At 64.6% G+C, this 17,023-nt stretch carries 13 protein-coding genes; 7 read left to right on the forward strand and 6 right to left on the reverse strand.

The features are described 5' to 3' along the window. Window positions 1-192: 192 nt before the first annotated feature. Both curA and I6F20_RS08515 read right to left on the reverse strand, forming a co-directional pair. On the reverse strand, window positions 193-1,215 hold the full coding sequence (gene curA, locus I6F20_RS08510; RefSeq protein ID WP_036022559.1) for an NADPH-dependent curcumin/dihydrocurcumin reductase: 1,023 nt from the start codon (window positions 1,213-1,215) through the stop codon (window positions 193-195). Between the two features lie 186 nt (window positions 1,216-1,401). After that, complete coding sequence (locus I6F20_RS08515) at window positions 1,402-2,967, reverse strand: winged helix-turn-helix domain-containing protein (RefSeq protein ID WP_225126014.1); 1,566 nt, start codon at window positions 2,965-2,967, stop codon at window positions 1,402-1,404. A 195-nt stretch (window positions 2,968-3,162) separates the two neighbouring features. On the opposite strand from I6F20_RS08515, the gene I6F20_RS08520 reads away from it, so the two are divergent. The 3 genes from I6F20_RS08520 to I6F20_RS08530 are packed head-to-tail and all read left to right on the forward strand — an operon-like array spanning window position 3,163 to window position 5,446. Continuing rightward, entirely contained in the window at window positions 3,163-3,933 is a 771-nt protein-coding gene (locus I6F20_RS08520) for an SDR family oxidoreductase (protein WP_225125755.1), read from the forward strand. Further along, window positions 3,930-4,751 (forward strand): alpha/beta fold hydrolase, encoded by an 822-nt coding sequence (locus tag I6F20_RS08525; RefSeq protein WP_225125757.1) that lies wholly within the window; start codon window positions 3,930-3,932, stop codon window positions 4,749-4,751. The genes I6F20_RS08520 and I6F20_RS08525 overlap by 4 nt, the downstream gene beginning before the upstream one ends. A 47-nt stretch (window positions 4,752-4,798) precedes the next feature. After that, entirely contained in the window at window positions 4,799-5,446 is a 648-nt protein-coding gene (locus tag I6F20_RS08530) for an HD domain-containing protein (protein ID WP_109144052.1), read from the forward strand. 129 nt (window positions 5,447-5,575) lie between these two features. On the opposite strand, the gene guaB is transcribed toward I6F20_RS08530, so the two are convergent. Continuing rightward, on the reverse strand, window positions 5,576-7,069 hold the full coding sequence (guaB, locus tag I6F20_RS08535; RefSeq protein WP_036022544.1) for an IMP dehydrogenase: 1,494 nt from the start codon (window positions 7,067-7,069) through the stop codon (window positions 5,576-5,578). A 453-nt stretch (window positions 7,070-7,522) separates the two neighbouring features. Here guaB and I6F20_RS08540 point away from each other — a divergent pair, with 453 nt between their 5' ends. Together I6F20_RS08540 and I6F20_RS08545 are read left to right on the forward strand one after the other, a co-directional pair. After that, entirely contained in the window at window positions 7,523-9,013 is a 1,491-nt protein-coding gene (locus I6F20_RS08540) for an MDR family MFS transporter (RefSeq protein ID WP_225125758.1), read from the forward strand. Between the two features lie 354 nt (window positions 9,014-9,367). Next, complete coding sequence (locus I6F20_RS08545) at window positions 9,368-10,984, forward strand: calcium-binding protein (RefSeq protein ID WP_225125760.1); 1,617 nt, start codon at window positions 9,368-9,370, stop codon at window positions 10,982-10,984. 95 nt (window positions 10,985-11,079) lie between these two features. On the opposite strand, the gene I6F20_RS08550 is transcribed toward I6F20_RS08545, so the two are convergent. Together I6F20_RS08550 and I6F20_RS08555 are read right to left on the reverse strand one after the other, a co-directional pair. Then, on the reverse strand, window positions 11,080-11,793 hold the full coding sequence (locus I6F20_RS08550; RefSeq protein ID WP_225125762.1) for an RlmE family RNA methyltransferase: 714 nt from the start codon (window positions 11,791-11,793) through the stop codon (window positions 11,080-11,082). 2 nt (window positions 11,794-11,795) lie between these two features. Next, window positions 11,796-12,869, reverse strand: a complete 1,074-nt coding sequence (locus I6F20_RS08555) for a Ppx/GppA phosphatase family protein (protein ID WP_225125764.1) — start codon at window positions 12,867-12,869, stop codon at window positions 11,796-11,798. 210 nt (window positions 12,870-13,079) lie between these two features. Between I6F20_RS08555 and I6F20_RS08560 the strand changes: the two genes are divergently transcribed. Then, window positions 13,080-15,452: a xanthine dehydrogenase family protein molybdopterin-binding subunit gene (locus I6F20_RS08560; RefSeq protein ID WP_225125766.1), complete on the forward strand. Its 2,373-nt coding sequence runs from the start codon at window positions 13,080-13,082 to the stop codon at window positions 15,450-15,452. Window positions 15,453-15,622: 170 nt separating this feature from the next. Here the strand turns inward: I6F20_RS08560 and I6F20_RS08565 are convergent, their stop codons facing one another. After that, the gene (locus I6F20_RS08565) at window positions 15,623-16,423 is read right to left on the reverse strand and encodes a hypothetical protein (RefSeq protein ID WP_225125768.1); all 801 of its coding nucleotides are present in this window, start codon (window positions 16,421-16,423) and stop codon (window positions 15,623-15,625) included. Between the two features lie 106 nt (window positions 16,424-16,529). Here I6F20_RS08565 and I6F20_RS08570 point away from each other — a divergent pair, with 106 nt between their 5' ends. Next, window positions 16,530-17,021: a YaiI/YqxD family protein gene (locus tag I6F20_RS08570; RefSeq protein WP_057028908.1), complete on the forward strand. Its 492-nt coding sequence runs from the start codon at window positions 16,530-16,532 to the stop codon at window positions 17,019-17,021. Window positions 17,022-17,023 lie beyond the last annotated feature (2 nt).

A 17,023-nucleotide genomic window follows, 5' to 3' on the forward strand; every position in this document is an offset into this window, starting at 1 on the left:
CACCTGCGGCTTTTGCGGACAGGTGTGACCATTTGGTGACTCTTTGTTAACTATCCCCACGCGGCGTGTGCCCGCGGGGCCACGTAAGGCCCAGTCCCTGTCGCCTAAAGCGCGATGAATGCGCTCGCGCTTTAGGTTGTTGTTTTGGCATGATCTTTCCGGAAAACCGCTTCGCACTTTTCCGGATCATGCCTAGGCCTTGTCCGGCCCGACCCGGACCAGCTGCTTGCCGAAATTGGCCCCCTTCAGCAGGCCTATGAAGGCGCCGGGGGCGCTTTCCAGGCCCTCGGTGACGAACTCCTTGTACTTGACCTTGCCGTCGCGAACCCAGCCGGACATGTCGCGCAGGAAGTCTCCGTGGCGGGCGGCGAAGTCGGAGACGATGAAGCCGCGGAAGGTCAGCCGCTTGGTCAGCGTGGCGCGCATCAGGCTGGCGGCCCATTTCGGCGGCTTGGCCTCGGTGTCGTTGTAATGGGCGATCAGGCCGCACACCGGCACGCGCGCAAACGGGTTGAGCAGCGGGAACACCGCCTCGAACACCGCACCGCCGACATTCTCGAAATAGACGTCGATGCCCTTTGGGCAGGCTTCCTTCAGCTTGGCGGCGAGATCGGGATCGCGGTGATCGATGCAGGCATCGAAACCGAGCTCCTTCACGACGTAGTCGCACTTGTCCTTGCCGCCGGCGATGCCGACCGCGCGGGCGCCCTTGATCTTGGCGATCTGCCCCACCGCCGAGCCGACCGCGCCGGACGCACCGGCAACGACGACGGTCTCGCCCTGTTGCGGCTTGCCGATGTCGAGCAGGCCCGTATAGGCGGTCATGCCGGGCATGCCGAGCACACCGATCGAGGTCGAGATCGGCCCGAGCTTGGGATCGACCTTGATCAGGCCCTTGCCGTTCGAGATCGCATGAGTCTGCCAGCCCGAGCGGATGCGCACGATGTCGCCGACCGCGAAATCGGGATTGTTGGACGCCGCGACCTCGCTGACCGCCTCGCCCTCCATCACGCCGCCGACCGGCACCGGAGCTGCGTAGGACGGCCCCTCGCTCATGCGCCCGCGCATATAGGGATCGAGCGACAGCCAGATCGTGCGCAGCAGGACTTCGCCCTGCCCTGGCGTCGGAACGGCGAATTCCTCCAAACGGAAATCAGACGGCTTGGGTTCGCCGACGGGACGCGCGGCGAGAACGATGCGTTTGGCTTGGGCCATGGCTTCCTCCTTTTGTCTTTCGATACGGACGGAAGCGGAGGCAGCGAGGCGCGTCAACACAAAAGCGGTGAGCGGTTGGCCCCTCGGAGCCGAGGGCGCGTCGGCGTCGATTCAAGGCCTATCGCCGATCAAGCCTGTTCAGATCTGTTGTCGCCGTTTCCAGCACTTGTGCCGACACGGCGTCCTTCATTCGGGTAGCCCGGCCATCCGCATGCCCTCCGAGGCGAGCGCGAAATCCTGCGGGCGGCGGACAAGCAGCCAATCGTCCAAAACGCCGACCCGTAAAGTCGGATCCAGCCTGCGAACGTGGGCCATCGCTTCTCGGGCGTCGTCCATCCGCCCGGCCAGCGCATGGCTCGCCGCCATGAAGGCGGCCACCCGCAGGACGTTCGGCATCTGCCGCGACGCCCGCTGCAGTGACGCCACCGCCTCGTCGAAGCGGCGGCAATACAGATGTCCCATCGCGATCCCGGTCTGCATCTGAAATATCTCGGGGTCGAGCGGGCTGAGCCGCATGGCGCGACTGAAATAGTCGATCGCGCTGTCGTGTTCGCCCATCGAGATTCGTTGATACCCGCCGAGATACCAGATCGTCGACGAATTCGGATTGAGCACCAGCGCGCGGTCCACATGGGCGACGCAGGTGTCCAGATCGCCGCCGAAATGGGGCCATGCGTGGCCGCCACGGCACAATGCAACTGCGTCGTTCTTGTTCAGCGTCACCGCGCGCTGGCACAACCGCGCCGCCTCGGCGCCATCGGCGGCGCGGTCTGCGAGCCAGCGATTCATCTTGCGCCAGTAGAAGCACCACGCCGCCATGCCATAAGCCGCAGCAAAGTCCCGATCGCGATCGATCGCCCCATAGAACAGCGCTAATGCCCCATCGATTCCGTCGCGGGTCGCGGTGTGGAATTGCGCCAAGCCGCGGAGATAATAGTCGTAGGCATCGAGGCTTTCGGTCGGCTTGCGCTTGGCGCGTTCGATTTCGGCGAGCTCGAGCTGCGGCGCAATCGCGCCGACGACGCTGGCGGTGATCTGGTCCTGCAGTTCGAAGATGTCGTCCATCGCGCTCTCGAACCGCTCAGCCCACAGATGAGCGCCGGTAGAGGCGTCGATCAATTGTCCGGTGATGCGCACGCGGCCAGCGGAGCGGCGCACGCTGCCTTCCAGGACGTAGCGCACGCCCAGTTCGCGGCCAATTTGCTTCACATCGACCGCGCGGCCCTTGTAGGTGAAGCTGGAATTGCGGGCGATCACGAACAGCCAGCGGATTCGCGACAGACCGAAGATGATGTCTTCGACGACGCCGTCGGCGAAGTAGTCCTGAGCGGGGTCCCCGCTCAGGTTCAGAAACGGCAGCACTGCGATCGAGGGCCGGTCGGGCAGGTCGAGCGCGGCAACCGGCTTCTCCGCCGACGGCACGATCGCGATGCGCTGATCGGCCGCTACGTGCACCTCGCCGACGAAGCGGAACCCCTTGCGCGGAACGGTTCGAATCAGCCGCTGTCCCTCTCCACTGTCTTCCAGCGCCCTGCGCACAGCGTTGATGTGGCTGGCCAACGTCGATTCCGAGACGATCCGCCCGCCCCAGACCGTGTCGAACAGATCATTCTTGCTGACGACGTGGCCGCGGTTGCGCACCAGATACAGCAGCAGATCGAAAGCCTGCGGCGTGAGGCTGACCGCCTCGGAGTCCCGCCGCAACTCCCGCCGATCCTCATCGAGGACATAGGCTTCGAAGGTGAACCGCACCACAAAGACCCTGATTGAAACCCGAGCGGAATCCCGCTCTCGGCGCACCCAGCCGATGCTGCTGCGCCCTGTTTGGACGAAACTGCAAGTAGATTTCAAGCAAAAACCAAGGGCGCTGCACGTCCATACCAAGGTCTTGGGCCGGATTCCGGCGCATCCTTGCCGCCTCTGGAGCGAACGAGACGCGAGGGCATAATGAAGATCGTGGTGATCGGCGGCAGCGGCCTTATCGGAAGCAATGTGGTGCGCAGGCTTCAGGCCAAAGGCCACGAGGTGGTCGCGGCCTCGCCCTCCTCCGGCGTCAACACATTGACCCGCGAGGGCCTTGCCGAGGCAGTCGACGGTGCACAAGTCGTAATCGACGTCGCGAACTCGCCGGCCTTCGACGACAAGACCGCGATGGATTTCTTCCGGACCTCGGGCCGCAACCTGCTGGCGGCCGAAACCGCCGCCGAGGTGAAGCATCATCTCGCGCTGTCGGTGGTGGGCACCGACCGACTGCAGACGAGCGGCTATTTCCGCGCAAAGCTTGTGCAAGAGGAGCTCATCCAAGCATCAAGCCTTCCATACACCATCCTGCGCGCGACCCAGTTCTTCGAATTCATCGACGCGATCATCGCAGGCGGCGCCGAGGGCGACGTGATCCGGCTGTCGCCTGCGCATCTCCAGCCCGTCGCTGCCGACGACGTCGCGGCCACACTGACCGAATTGGCGCTTGGTCCGCCTCGCAACCGCATAGTCGAGATCGCTGGTCCCGAAAGGCGCGGCCTCGATGAGTTTGCACAGCAGGTTCTGGCCGCCAGGGGCGACACACGCCGAGTGATCCCCGATATCCGGGCGGACTATTTCGGCCTGCCCCTGAACGATCAGTCGCTGACGCCGGGCGACGAGCCGCAGCTCGGGCGGACCCGGCTCGCCGACTGGCTCCACAACTCTCTCCTCACCCCAAAGGACGCAAAACGATGAGCACGATCACCACTAGGGACGGCACCGAGATCTATTACAAGGACTGGGGCCAAGGCCCCGTCGTGACCTTCTCGCACGGCTGGCCGCTGAATGCAGACGCCTGGGACGGCCAGATGCTGTTCCTTGCCCAGCACGGCTTTCGCGTCGTCGCGCACGACCGGCGCGGGCATGGTCGCTCCAGCCAGGCCTCGGAGCACAACGACATGAACGGCTATGCCGACGATCTCGCCGCGGTGATCGAAGCGCTTGATTTACGGGACGCCACGCTGATCGGCCATTCCACCGGCGGTGGCGAGGTCGCGCGCTATATCGGCCGCCATGGTACCGGTCGCGTCGCCAAGGCGGTGCTGATCGCGGCGGTGCCGCCGATCATGCTGAAGACCGAAGCCAACCCGGAGGGACTTCCGGTCGAGGTGTTCGATGCCATTCGTGCAGGCGTCGCCGGCGACCGGTCGCAATACTACAAGGATCTGGCGATTGCCTTCTACGGCGCAAACCGGCCGGGTGCAAAAGTCTCGCAGGGCACGCTCGACCAGTTCTGGCTGTGGAGCATGCAGGCAGGCGCCAAGAATGCCTATGAGAGCGTCAAAGCTTTCTCGGAAACTAATTTCACCGAGGACCTGAAGAAGTTCGACGTGCCGACCCTGGTCCTGCACGGCGAGGACGACCAGATCGTGCCGGTCAAGGACTCCGCGCGCAAATCGGCGAAGCTGATCAAGGGCGCCAAGGACGTCTACTACCCGGGGGCCCCGCACGGCCTGACCGCCACCCATCAGGATCAGATCAACGCCGAGCTGCTGAAATTCATCCGAAGCTAGCGATCTCGTTCACCTGAATTGCAGATCTCAACGAGAAAGACAGCAGCATGGACAAACCTGCCCACCGCACCCTCGCGGGCGTCGTCGTTCCCGACGCTCCCATAGTCGATGCCGCAATCGAACATGCGCGGCAGCACTGCGCGCCGTATCTGTTCAACCACGTCGTCCGCTCGTGGCTGTTCGCGGCAAGGCTCGGACAATTGCAGAACGTGGTGCACGATGAGGAGGTGCTCGCGGTCGGCACCCTGCTGCACGACATCACGCTGAATGAAAGCTTCGCCGGACCTCGCCGCTTCGAGGTCGAAGGCGCGGACCTGGCGCGGCACTTTGCCGCCGAGCGCGGCTTCGACCGGCGCCGCGCCCAGCTGATCTGGGACAGCGTCGCGCTGAACTCGACCCCGTCGATCGCTCTCTACAAAGAGAGCGAGGTTGCACTCGCCACGGCCGGCATCTGCTTCGACGTCATCGGGCTGCAATACGACATCATCCCCGCCGCCGAAGTGTCGCGGATCGTCGCCGAATTCCCGCGAATGCAGATCAAGCGGCAATTCCGCCGCTGCTTCTGCCATATTGCAAGCACCAGGCCGGAAACAAGCTACGACAATTTCATCCGGGATTTCGGCGAACGCTTTGTCGAAGGATACAGCGCGCCTTCGGTGGTTGATCTGGTGGATGCAGCGCCATTCGCCGAGTAGGATTGCATCTCAACCTTACCTGAGCGACCGCGACGACGAGCTTATCCGAAATCCGGTCGCGGGCCGCTCCGGTCGAACCAAGCACGGCAGTATCTTATCGCGCGCAAAACGCGCGCGCGACCGAAGCGCCTAACCCCCGCCCGGATAGTTCGGGCTCTCGCGCGTGATGGTGACGTCGTGGACGTGGCTTTCGCGCAGGCCCGCGCCGGTGATGCGGACGAACTGGGCCTTGTCGTGCAGCTCCTTCATGTCGCGCGCGCCGACATAGCCCATTGCGGCGCGCAAGCCGCCGGCGAGCTGGTGCATGACGTTGCCGACCGGGCCCTTGTAGGGCACCTGGCCCTCGATGCCCTCAGGCACGAGCTTGAGCGTGTCCTTGATGTCCTGCTGGAAGTAGCGGTCGGCCGATCCCCGCGCCATCGCGCCGACCGAGCCCATGCCGCGATAGGCCTTGTAGGAACGGCCCTGCCACAAAAACACTTCGCCGGGCGTCTCGTCGGTGCCGGCGAGCAGCGAACCGACCATGGCAATGTCGGCGCCGGCCGCGAGCGCTTTCGCAAGGTCGCCGGAATATTTGATGCCACCGTCGGCGATGACGGGGATGTCGGCCTTCTTCGCCGCTTCGACCGCATCCATGATCGCGGTGAGCTGGGGCACGCCGACGCCGGCGACGATGCGCGTGGTGCAGATCGAGCCCGGGCCGATGCCGACCTTGATGCAATCCGCGCCCGCATCGATCAGCGCCTGCGCGCCTTCCTTGGTGGCGACGTTGCCGGCGACGACCTGCACCGAATTGGACAGGCGCTTGATGCGGTTCACCGCCTGCAGCACGTGACGGGAATGGCCGTGCGCGGTGTCGACGACGACAAGGTCGACGCCGGCATCGATCAGCCGCTCGGTGCGCTCGAAGCCGGTATCGCCGACCGTGGTGGCGGCAGCGACGCGAAGACGCCCCTGCCCGTCCTTGCAGGCGAGCGGATGAGCAACCGCCTTCTCCATGTCCTTCACGGTGATGAGCCCGACGCAGCGATATTGATCGTCGACCACCAGCAGCTTCTCGATGCGGTGCTGGTGCAGCATCCGCCGCGCCTCATCCTGGTTGACATTCTCACGGACCGTGACGAGCCCTTCACGGGTCATCAGCTCGGAGACTTTTTGCCGGCGGTCGGTGGCAAAGCGCACGTCGCGGTTGGTGAGGATGCCGACCAGCTTGCCGGGCGTGTTCTTGCCGGCGCCGGTGACGACGGGAATGCCGGAGATGCCGTGATCGCTCATCAGCTTGAGCGCGTCGTCGAGCGTGGCGTCGGGGCTGATGGTGAGCGGGTTCACCACCATGCCGGACTCGTAGCGCTTGACCTGCCGCACCTGGGCGGCCTGCCCTTCGGGATCGAAATTGCGGTGGATGACGCCAAGGCCGCCGGCCTGCGCCATGGCGATCGCCATGCGGGCCTCGGTGACGGTGTCCATGGCCGAGGCCATGATCGGGATGTTGAGCGGAATGGCGCGGGTGACGCGAGAGCGAATGTCGACCTCGCCCGGCATGACGTCGGACAGGCCCGGCTTCAACAGCACGTCGTCGAACGTAAAGGCTTCGCGGATGCCCTGAAGTTGCACCGTGGCCATCTGCCAACTCCTTCCTGCGGCCCTGCCGCAAATGGTAATGGATGAGCGCCGCCCTCGGCGTCCCTTGCGGCAACGCCTTGAGAATCGGAGCCCATCGGTGGGGTTGACGCGGGTCGATAGCACGGCCGCGTGACGAATCAAAGCAATTCGGGCCGCTGGCCAGCCATGCACAGGGGTTTTTTGGCCGATTCAGCGGGGTTGGGCTCGGTACGCCGTCCCTCCACCGGTCATTCCGGGGCGCGACGAAGTCGCGAGCCCGAAATCCATCGCGTAGCGGATGCTGCGGTCCGATGGATTCCGGGTTCGCGCCAAGTGGGCGCGCCCCGGAATGACGAAAGACGGTCACACCGTTGTTACGCGGGATTTAGGTGCCATGCATGGATCCGCAATGGTCGGCGGCGGACGGCGGTGATAAGCCGCAACTCCACTCCTCCTTCCGATTTCATTGCCCTCATGGTCGACAAGCAACGCGTCATTCCGCTGATCGTGGCCACGGCTCTCTTTATGGAGAACATGGATTCGACCGTGATCGCCACCTCGCTGCCGGCGATCGCGGCCGACATCGGCACCAGCCCGCTGACGCTGAAGCTCGCGATCACCTCCTATCTGCTGTCGCTCGCGGTGTTCATTCCGGCGAGCGGCTGGACCGCCGACCGGTTTGGCGCGCGGATGGTGTTCGCGATCGCCGTCGGCGTGTTCATGGTCGGCTCGGTCGGCTGCGCGCTCTCGACCTCGGTCACCGACTTCGTGTTCGCGCGCATCCTGCAAGGCATGGGCGGCGCCATGATGACGCCGGTCGGGCGCCTCGTGCTGCTGCGTTCGGTCGATAAGAGCGCGCTGGTCAACGCCATGGCTTGGGTGACGGTCCCTGCCCTGATCGGTCCCGTGATCGGCCCGCCGCTCGGCGGCTTCATCACGACCTATGCGTCCTGGCACTGGATCTTCCTGATCAACATCCCGATCGGGCTGCTCGGGATCTTCATGGCGCTGAAGTACATCGACCCGATCAAGAGCGAGGAACGCGAGCCGTTCGATCTCTACGGCATGGTGCTCTCTGGGCTGGGGCTCGCAGGCATCGCCTTCGGCCTTTCCGTCGCCGGCCTCAACCTGTTGCCGTGGAGCACCTTCGCCGCGTTGATCGTGGGCGGTGCGATCTCGATGACGCTCTACGTCATCCATGCGCGGCGGACCGGATCGCCGGTGCTGGACTTCTCGCTCCTGAAGCTGCCGACGCTGCGCGCCGCCGTGTTCGGCGGCTTCCTGTTCCGGCTCGGCATCGGCGCACTACCGTTCCTGCTGCCGCTCCTGATGCAGATCGGCTTCGGCCTGTCGCCGTTCCATTCCGGCCTCGTCACCTTTGCCTCCTCGCTCGGGGCGATGGGCATGAAGACGCTGGCGGCGCGCATCATCCGCACCTTCGGCTTCCGCAATTTGATGACGGTGAACGCGATCGTCAGCGCGTTCTTCCTCGGCGTCTGCGCGCTGTTCACGGTGACGACGCCGCTGCTCATCATCATGGTGATCCTGGTGGTCGGCGGCTTCTTCCGCTCGCTGCAGTTCACCGCGATCAACACGGTCGCCTATGCCGACGTCGAGACCGCGCAAATGAGCCGCGCCACAACCCTCGTCAGCGTCAACCAGCAGCTCGCGATCTCGGCCGGCGTCGCCGTCGGCGCGGCCTGTGTCGAGACGACGATGTGGTTCAATCACACGAGCGAGTTCAACGCCACGGTGTTCGCGCCCGCCTTCGTCGTGGTGGCGCTGACCTCGGCGGCGTCGAGTTGGTTCTTCTGGCAGATGCCCGCGGACGCCGGCCACGAGATTTCGGGGCGCAAGGCGGAGGAGATCGCGAGCCGCAAGGGCGCCGGCAAGGGCGCAGAGAAGGCCGCGGTCAAGGCGGCGTCCGAGGATACGCAGGACGTGCGGGATCAGCGGCTGGGATAGGCCGTTGCTTTCACCTGCAGACAGGCCCAAGCACAGGTTCCCTGCCGTCGCGGGCCTACGTGGACCCCAATTGAACGCTCAATTAAATTTGCAGATAAATCAGGCTCGATTAAATTTGATTAGACATTAATACAACTTGTGATTTAATAATGCTCGCCTGCGGATGGCAGGGCTGCGGCAACGGAAGCCTACGGAAGAATGAAGACCGGCGCCGATGAGGCCCGGTGGCGCGCCGACGCGCCGAATGCGTGAGGCGGCAGCGCGAAGCGCTTGTTCATTTTTCGCCGCGCTCGCGGAATTCAATCCAGGCGCCGAATCTATTGACTCTGACATTTCATATCCAAGGAGGAAAACATGGCGAATACCATACAAACAAAAAGCCAAGTCGCTCAGAAACTGCTTCGAGCCGACGGAACTCTCGCCGCAGATTCTCATCTATTCGACTGGATCTCCCTCCTCCACCCCATCAACAGTTTGATCATCGGCAGCAGGCACGACGATGTCCTGAGCGCGCACGCCGAGGGGGACATTGTCTTGGGACTTGGCGGCAATGATCATTTAAATAGCGCATGGAATCGGACAGCATTGATCGGCGGCAGCGGCAACGACAATCTGACGACCAACGTCGTCGTCCCGCTGCAGGGCGATACGCCCCTGCATGGGCTCGTCATTCAGTTCGGCGGGACAGGCAATGACGCCCTCCATGCGACCGTAACTCTTCAAGGTGGGAACGAGCCTCAGGGCCGGCAGCAGGTCGCCGATGTCCGGCTCGATGGCGGCAGCGGACACGACACCATCAGCGCCACCGCGAATGTGGCCCTTCCTGTGCTCGCAGATGTGACGGTGAGGACCGACCTGATCGGCGGAAGCGGCAACGATACCATTCACGCCGTTGCCGATGGCCGCAATGCCCTCGGGAATAGCATCGCCTTGAACACCATCGACGGCGGCTCGGGCGATGACCGGATCACCGCTCACGCCGAAACTGCATTCTTCGCCCTCCACGGCACAGCCAGCAACGTACTCTTCGGCGGCGCCGGCAACGACGAGTTGAATGCAAGCGCCCATGGCGTATCCAATCAGACCGATCTGGTCACGAATGAGCTGCACGGGGGCCATGGCGACGACGTCTTGCACGCCTTCAACCTGACCGATTCCAATACCAGGGCTCCGGTGGGTATCAACCAGCTCTGGGGCGATGATGGCAACGACACGCTCGAGGCGATCCACTCCACCGACGGGGAGAACGCCGTCACGGATGTCACGAATTACCTGGATGGCGGGAAAGGGAATGACAGTCTGGTCGCAGACTCCACCGCGCTCGGCGGGTTTGTTCACGCACTCAATCAACTCGAGGGAGGCAGCGGACGAGACATTCTCACGGCGCACCTCCACGCCGTAGCTCACGGCGGGTTCGGTCCGGCGCAGCCTCTATACGATGTCGCGAACGTCCTGAATGGTGGCGCAGGAGATGATCAACTCACCGCGTTTCTTTCGGCAACTCCTGATCCTGCCGTTACAGACGATTCGACTGCCGAGAACCGCCTGAATGGCGGCGCCGGAAACGATGTTCTGGCCGCAACCGTTGCGCCAGGTTCGCTTGGATCGAGCATCCTTGCTGGCGGGACAGGCAATGATCAACTCACCGTGTTTGGTGGGTCGGGAAATGTCCTCAATGGAGGCGATGGCAACGATACGCTCGTGAGCGGCATCGGGAACGATAGCATGTTTGGCGAATCCGGCGCGGATACGTTCGTCTTTGCCGCCCAGAACGGGCATGACACGGCAGTTTTCGAACAGGGCCAGGATAAAATCGATCTCAAGGGCCTAGCCGCGAACGACATCCACGGTTTTGAGGACTTGAACATCGAGGTCACCGGGGAAGAGACCATCATTCACTTCGATGCAAATAACGACCTCACGATCGCGGGCGTTGTGAATCTCAACGCAAATGATTTTCTGTTCGCCTAGTCGGAGACCCAGAAGACTCCGACCTGCAAGACTCTTGTAAAGATGACCTACAGACCGAAGCCGCGTTGCATGGTGAGAGCGGCCGATTGATCGCTCTACCCTGATCGAGAGGGTATATCAGACTCGCTCCTCGTACCGCCCCGAAATCCCGTCGCCAGCACGTAGCGCTCCGAGGAGTCCTGCCGGCTTGCGGCGGGCTTGACGTGACGCACGGTGGCGAAGTCGCGCTTGAGCTGGGCGAGCAGCTCGGCGTCGGCGCCGCTCTGGAAGGTCTTGGCCAAGAACGTGCCGCCCGGCTTGAGCACGTCGCAGGCAAAGGCGGCCGCGGTCTCGACCAGGCCGACGATGCGGAGCTGGTCGGTCTTGCGGTGGCCGGTGGTGTTGGCCGCCATGTCGGACATCACGACGTCGGCCTTGCCGCCCAGCATGGCGGTCAGCTTCTCGGGCGCGTCGTTGTCCATGAAGTCGAGCTGCGCGAAATCCACGCCCGGAATCTCGGGCATCTCGAGCAGATCGATGGCGATGACCTTGCCCTTGCCTTCCAATGATCCGACGCGCTTGGCGGCGATCTGGCTCCAGCCGCCGGGTGCAGCGCCGAGATCGACCACGGCCATGCCGGGCTTCAGAAGCCGGAACTTGTCGTCCATCTCCAAGAGCTTGAACGCGGCGCGCGAGCGATAGCCCGCCGCCTTGGCCTTGGCGACATAGGGATCGTTGAGCTGCCGCTCCAGCCACAGCTTCGACGACAATTTGCGCTTGCCGCCGGTCTTGACCTGGACGTGCAAGCGGCCGGTGGTGTCCTTGGCCATACTCACCAGCTCCTGAGCGCGCCGTCCTCGCGCATCATCTCGACCAGCATGCCCTCGCGCAAGCCGCGGTCGGCGACGCGCAGGCGCGGCAGCGGAAAGGCGCGGCGGATAGCGTCGAGGATGGCGCAGCCGGCCAGCACAAGATCGGCACGCTCGACGCTGATGCAGCTGTTGGCGGCACGCTCCTCGTAGCTCATGCCGAGCAGCTTGTTGATGGTCGCGGTGATGTCGGCATCGTTCATCCAGATGCTGTCGATGCGGCGGCGGTCGTAGCGCGCGAGGTTGAGATGGATGCCGGCCAGCGTCGTCACCGTGCCCGACGTGCCGAGCAGGTGCATGTCGGCGAGATCGCGGCCGTGCTCCTCGGCGAACGGCGCGACGTGGCTTGCGACCTCCTGCTCCATCGCGGCATAGATCTCAGGCATGACGTCGCGGCCGCCGAACTGCTCGGCGAGCGTGACCACGCCATAGGGAATCGACATCCAGGCTTTTATGCGCGGCTCCGGATTGGTGGCGTCGCGCTCGATCCGCACCAGCTCGGTCGAGCCGCCGCCGATGTCGAATAGGATGGCCCCGCGTCCCCTGGGATCCACCAGCGGCGAGCAACCCAGCACGGCGAGCGCGGCCTCGGTCTCGCGGTCGATCACCTCGAGCTCGATGCCGGTCTCAGCCGCAACGCGGCTGCGGAAACCTTCCGCGTTCGAAGCCGCGCGGCAAGCTTCGGTCGCGATCAGCCGCAGCCGCCGTGCCTTCCGCAGATTGATCTTGTCGCGGCAGATGCTGAGCGCGGCGATGGCGCGCTCGATCGCGGCGTCGCTGATGCACCCGGTCGCCGAGACGCCCTCCCCGAGCCGGATGATGCGCGAGAAGGAATCGACCACGCGAAAGCCGTCCTGGGTCGGACAGGCGATCAGCAGCCTGCAATTGTTGGTGCCGAGGTCCAGCGCCGCATAGACGCCGGTTCCCGGCGCCTGCGCGCCGACGGCCGGATTGGTGGCCAACGCCACCGCCGCCATCGACCCCTCCAGCTCGCTATGCGGCGCATGGCCGTCGCGGAGCCGCGTGTGGTCATTCATACAAAGTGTCTTTCCGCGGCCGGTCGGGCCGGTCTGGAATTGATTATTCGCCTGAAACATTAGCAGCGCGGCAGGCCTGCGCAACAACGCATCACATGGGACCATGTCCAATCGTGCGTTGTCGTGAACGGGGGTGGTGGGTTATTTGAGGGAGTCCGGTGCTCCGCTGCCGCGAAAATGCGCAAATGCCGGCTTTTCAGGTCAATTCCCATGCAAGAACACACCAAATCGTCGACGCTCGAGAACGCTATTGCACTGCAAAAGTATGGCGTCGGGCAACCGGTCCGCCGCAAGGAGGACGACACCCTGGTGCGCGGCAAGGGCCGCTACACCGACGATTTCAACCTGCCGAACCAGGCCTATGCCGTGGTCGTCCGCTCGACCCATGCCCATGGCATCATCCGCGGCATCGGCCTCGATGCCGCCAAGGCGATGCCGGGCGTGGTGGGGGCGTGGACCGGGAAGGATCTCGATGCCGCCGGCTACGGCCCCTTCACCTGCGGCCTGCCGCTGAAGAGCCGCGATGGCTCGCCCCTGCTCCAGACCAACCGCCAGCCCCTGGCGACCGACAAGGTCCGCTTCGTCGGCGATCCCGTCGCCTTCGTGGTGGCCGAGACGCTGGCCCAGGCGCGCGACGCGGCCGAGGCGGTCGAGCTCGACATCGAGCCGCTGCCGGCGGTGACCGACCCCGAGGCAGCCGCCAAGCCCGGCGCGCCGCAGCTCTATGACCACATCCCTGGTAACGTCGCACTCGACTACCACTATGGCGACATGGACAAGGTGAACGCAGCCTTCGCCAGCGCCGCTCATGTGACCAAGCTCGACATCGAGAACACCCGCGTTGCCGTGGTCTCGATGGAGCCGCGCGTGGGGCTTGCCTCCTACGACAAGAAGACCGAGCGCTACACGCTTCAGGTGCCGACGCAGGGCGTTGCCGGCAACCGCGCCAACCTCGCCAAGAACCTGAAGGTGCCGAACGAGAAGGTGCGCATTCTCACCGCCAATGTCGGCGGCTCCTTCGGCATGAAGAACATCAACTATCCCGAGTACATGTGCATTCTGTATGCGGCGAAGGCACTGGGACGCCCGGTGAAGTGGCTGGACGAGCGCTCCACCAGCTTCCTCTCCGACAGCCACGGCCGCGCCCAGAAGATCCACGCCGAGCTCGCGCTCGATGCCGAGGGGCAGTTCCTCGCGGCAAAGCTGTCCGGCTACGGCAATCTCGGCGCCTACATCACCGGCGTCGCGCCGGGGCCGCTTTCGCTCAATACCGGCAAGAACTTCTCCAGCGTCTATCGCACGCCGCTGATGGCGGTCGACATCAAGGTGGTGCTCACCAACACCACGCTGATGGGGGCCTATCGCGGCGCCGGCCGGCCCGAGGCGAACTATTACATGGAGCGGCTGATCGACCGCGCCGCCGACGAGATGGGCATTAACCGGCTGACCTTGCGCAAGCGCAACTTCATCAAGCCGAACCAGATCCCGTTCGCGGCGTCCTCCGGCGTCACCTATGACAGCGGCGACTTCCAGGCCGTGTTCAACAAGGCGCTCGAAATCTCCGACCACGAGAACTTCGCCAAGCGCAAGAAGGAGAGCAAGAAGGCGGGCAAGCTGCGCGGCATTGCGGTCGGCTCCTATCTCGAGGTCACGGCGCCGCCGAGCCCCGAGCTCGGCAAGATCGTGTTCGATCCTGACGGCACCGTGCAGCTCATCACCGGCACGCTCGACTACGGCCAGGGCCACGCCACCCCGTTCGCGCAGGTGCTGTGCGATCAGCTCGGCGTCCCCTTCGAGAGCGTCAAGCTCGTGCAGGGCGACAGCGATATCGTCCACACCGGCAACGGCACCGGCGGCTCACGCTCGATCACCGCGACGGGCCAGGCCATCGTGGGGGCCGCAAAGCTCGTCATCGAGAAGGGCAAACGCGCCGCTGCACATATGCTGGAAGCATCCGAAGCCGATATCGAGTTTGCCGACGGCAGCTTTACGATCGCCGGCACCGATCGCAGCATCGACATCATGGAGCTCGCCAAGCGTCTGCATGACGGCAAGGTGCCGGAGGGCGTGCCTGACAGCCTCGATGTCGACCACACCAGCGAACCGGTCGCCTCGGCGTTCCCGAACGGCTGCCACGTCGCCGAGGTCGAGATCGACCCGGACACCGGTGTGGTGCAGATCGTGCGCTACAGCGCGGTCAACGATTTCGGCACGGTGATCAACCCGATGCTGGTCGCGGGCCAGCTCCATGGCGGCGTGGTCCAGGGCATCGGCCAGGCCCTGATGGAGCACATTCGCTACGACGACAATGGCCAGCCGATCACGGGCTCGCTGATGGACTACGCCCTGCCCCGCGCGGAGGACGTCCCCAACATGACGGTCGGCGACCACCCGGTGCCCGCCACCACCAATCCGCTCGGCAGCAAGGGCTGCGGCGAAGCGGGCTGCGCCGGCAGCCTGTCGACGGTGGTGAACGCGGTGCTCGACGCGCTGTCGGAGTACGGCATCAAGCACATCGACATGCCGCTGACCCCCGAGCGGGTGTGGCGCGCGATCCAGGAGGCGAAGGCCAAGGCGGCGTAAGGGGCACTGTCGTCGCCACAAACTCTACTGTCATCGCCCGGCTTGACCGGGCGATCCAGTACTCCGAGACGGCAGCGATTGACCGAGAAGCTGCGGCGTACTGGATTCCCCGCCTTCGCTGGGAATGACGACGTCCTTGATTGACGGGCGTGGGCTTTCCCAACTGTCCGCTACGCCGCCGCCTGCTCGCGCGGCTGGTAGATCGCGGTGTGCTGGCAATGCGCGAGCGGCGTCGTGCCGTTGGCGACGACCAGCGCGTCGAACTCGACGAAGCGGTGGCCCTTCTTCTCGTAATTCGCAGTGACCTTGGCCCGCGCCGTGATCTCGTCGCCGGCGCGCGCGGCGGACAGCAGCTGCATGCGGCTGCCCACGTGGATCCAGGGACCCAGGATGGTGTTGTCCACCAGGACGCGGTTCATGACGCGCTGGATCAGCCCGGGATGGCCGAGGCTCTCGCGGGCAAAAATCGGATCGGCCTCCCTGACGTCAGTGAGATAGTCGGCCGCATCCTGCCCGGCCCACCGGCGCGGCGTCGTGCCCAGCCATTTGCCCAGCTCGAATGTCGCAGGACTGACAGGCTTGCGCTCGGCGGCGGCGGGGACTTCGACATAGTCGCTCAACGACAATGCCGGCACCGCCGCCGGCAGCGACGCCGTTCCCGTGGCACACAGCTCGGTGCGACTGAACACCTCGATGGTCAGCAGGCCGTTGTGCTCGGTGGCATCGACATCGGCGGTCTCGCCGTCATAGACCGGCTTGATGAAGCGGGCCTCGACCAGCCCGCGCGACAGGAAGTCCCGCCCCCAGCGCGCGATCGGCACGTGCATCATGTAGGCGAAGACGTCGACGCCGGGGACCAGCCCGCCGGAAAAGCCGAAGCGGCGGGCCACATTGTCGTCGTGCATCTTGTTTTCGGATTGTTTGGCGGTGTTGTAGGCCGTGACGCGATAGGTTTCGAGCCGGTTCGGCATGACTGGCCTTTCCCTGTTCTTGTTGTTTCAGGAGCGATCGTAGGGCCTGAGGAACTGGGGTCAATCCCCTCGCCTTTGCGGCCCGAATGCGGTACCACGCGGCGGAATGACCGAGACCCCGACCCGCATCTTTGTCGACGCCGACGCCTGTCCGGTGAAGGACGAAATCTATCGCGTCGCGATCCGGCACGGCGTGCCCGTGAGCGTGGTCGCCGGCAATTTCATCCGCGTGCCGCAGGACCCTCTGATCGAGCGCATCGCCGCGGGCAGCGGCATGGACGCCGCGGACGACTGGATCGCCGAGCGCGCCAGGCCCGGCGACGTGGTTGTGACCTCGGACATTCCGCTGGCGAGCCGCTGTGTGAAGGCGGGCGCCGACGTGATCGCGCCGAACGGCAAGCCGTTCACCGAAGAATCGATCGGGATGACGCTGGCGGTGCGCAATCTGATGACGGACCTGCGATCGGCCGGCGAAGTCACCGGCGGCCCGCGCTCGTTCTCGCCGCGAGACCGCTCCAGCTTCCTCTCGGCGCTCGACCAGACACTGCGCCGGATCCAGCGCCGCCGCGCAGATCAGGCCGCAACGAGCCAAAGTTAGCC

This window comes from Bradyrhizobium sp. IC3123 (genome assembly GCF_020193625.1).
In the GTDB taxonomy this organism is placed as follows: Bacteria; Pseudomonadota; Alphaproteobacteria; order Rhizobiales; family Xanthobacteraceae; genus Bradyrhizobium; species Bradyrhizobium yuanmingense.

Coding starts and splice junctions, on each gene's coding strand:
- curA (WP_036022559.1), bottom strand. CDS start 1,215: ATGGCCCAAGCCAAACGCATCGTTCTCGCCGCGCGTCCCGTCGGCGAA.
- I6F20_RS08520 (WP_225125755.1), top strand. CDS start 3,163: ATGAAGATCGTGGTGATCGGCGGCAGCGGCCTTATCGGAAGCAATGTG.
- I6F20_RS08525 (WP_225125757.1), top strand. CDS start 3,930: ATGAGCACGATCACCACTAGGGACGGCACCGAGATCTATTACAAGGAC.
- I6F20_RS08530 (WP_109144052.1), top strand. CDS start 4,799: ATGGACAAACCTGCCCACCGCACCCTCGCGGGCGTCGTCGTTCCCGAC.
- guaB (WP_036022544.1), bottom strand. CDS start 7,069: ATGGCCACGGTGCAACTTCAGGGCATCCGCGAAGCCTTTACGTTCGAC.
- I6F20_RS08540 (WP_225125758.1), top strand. CDS start 7,523: ATGGTCGACAAGCAACGCGTCATTCCGCTGATCGTGGCCACGGCTCTC.
- I6F20_RS08545 (WP_225125760.1), top strand. CDS start 9,368: ATGGCGAATACCATACAAACAAAAAGCCAAGTCGCTCAGAAACTGCTT.
- I6F20_RS08550 (WP_225125762.1), bottom strand. CDS start 11,793: ATGGCCAAGGACACCACCGGCCGCTTGCACGTCCAGGTCAAGACCGGC.
- I6F20_RS08555 (WP_225125764.1), bottom strand. CDS start 12,869: ATGAATGACCACACGCGGCTCCGCGACGGCCATGCGCCGCATAGCGAG.
- I6F20_RS08560 (WP_225125766.1), top strand. CDS start 13,080: ATGCAAGAACACACCAAATCGTCGACGCTCGAGAACGCTATTGCACTG.
- I6F20_RS08565 (WP_225125768.1), bottom strand. CDS start 16,423: ATGCCGAACCGGCTCGAAACCTATCGCGTCACGGCCTACAACACCGCC.
- I6F20_RS08570 (WP_057028908.1), top strand. CDS start 16,530: ATGACCGAGACCCCGACCCGCATCTTTGTCGACGCCGACGCCTGTCCG.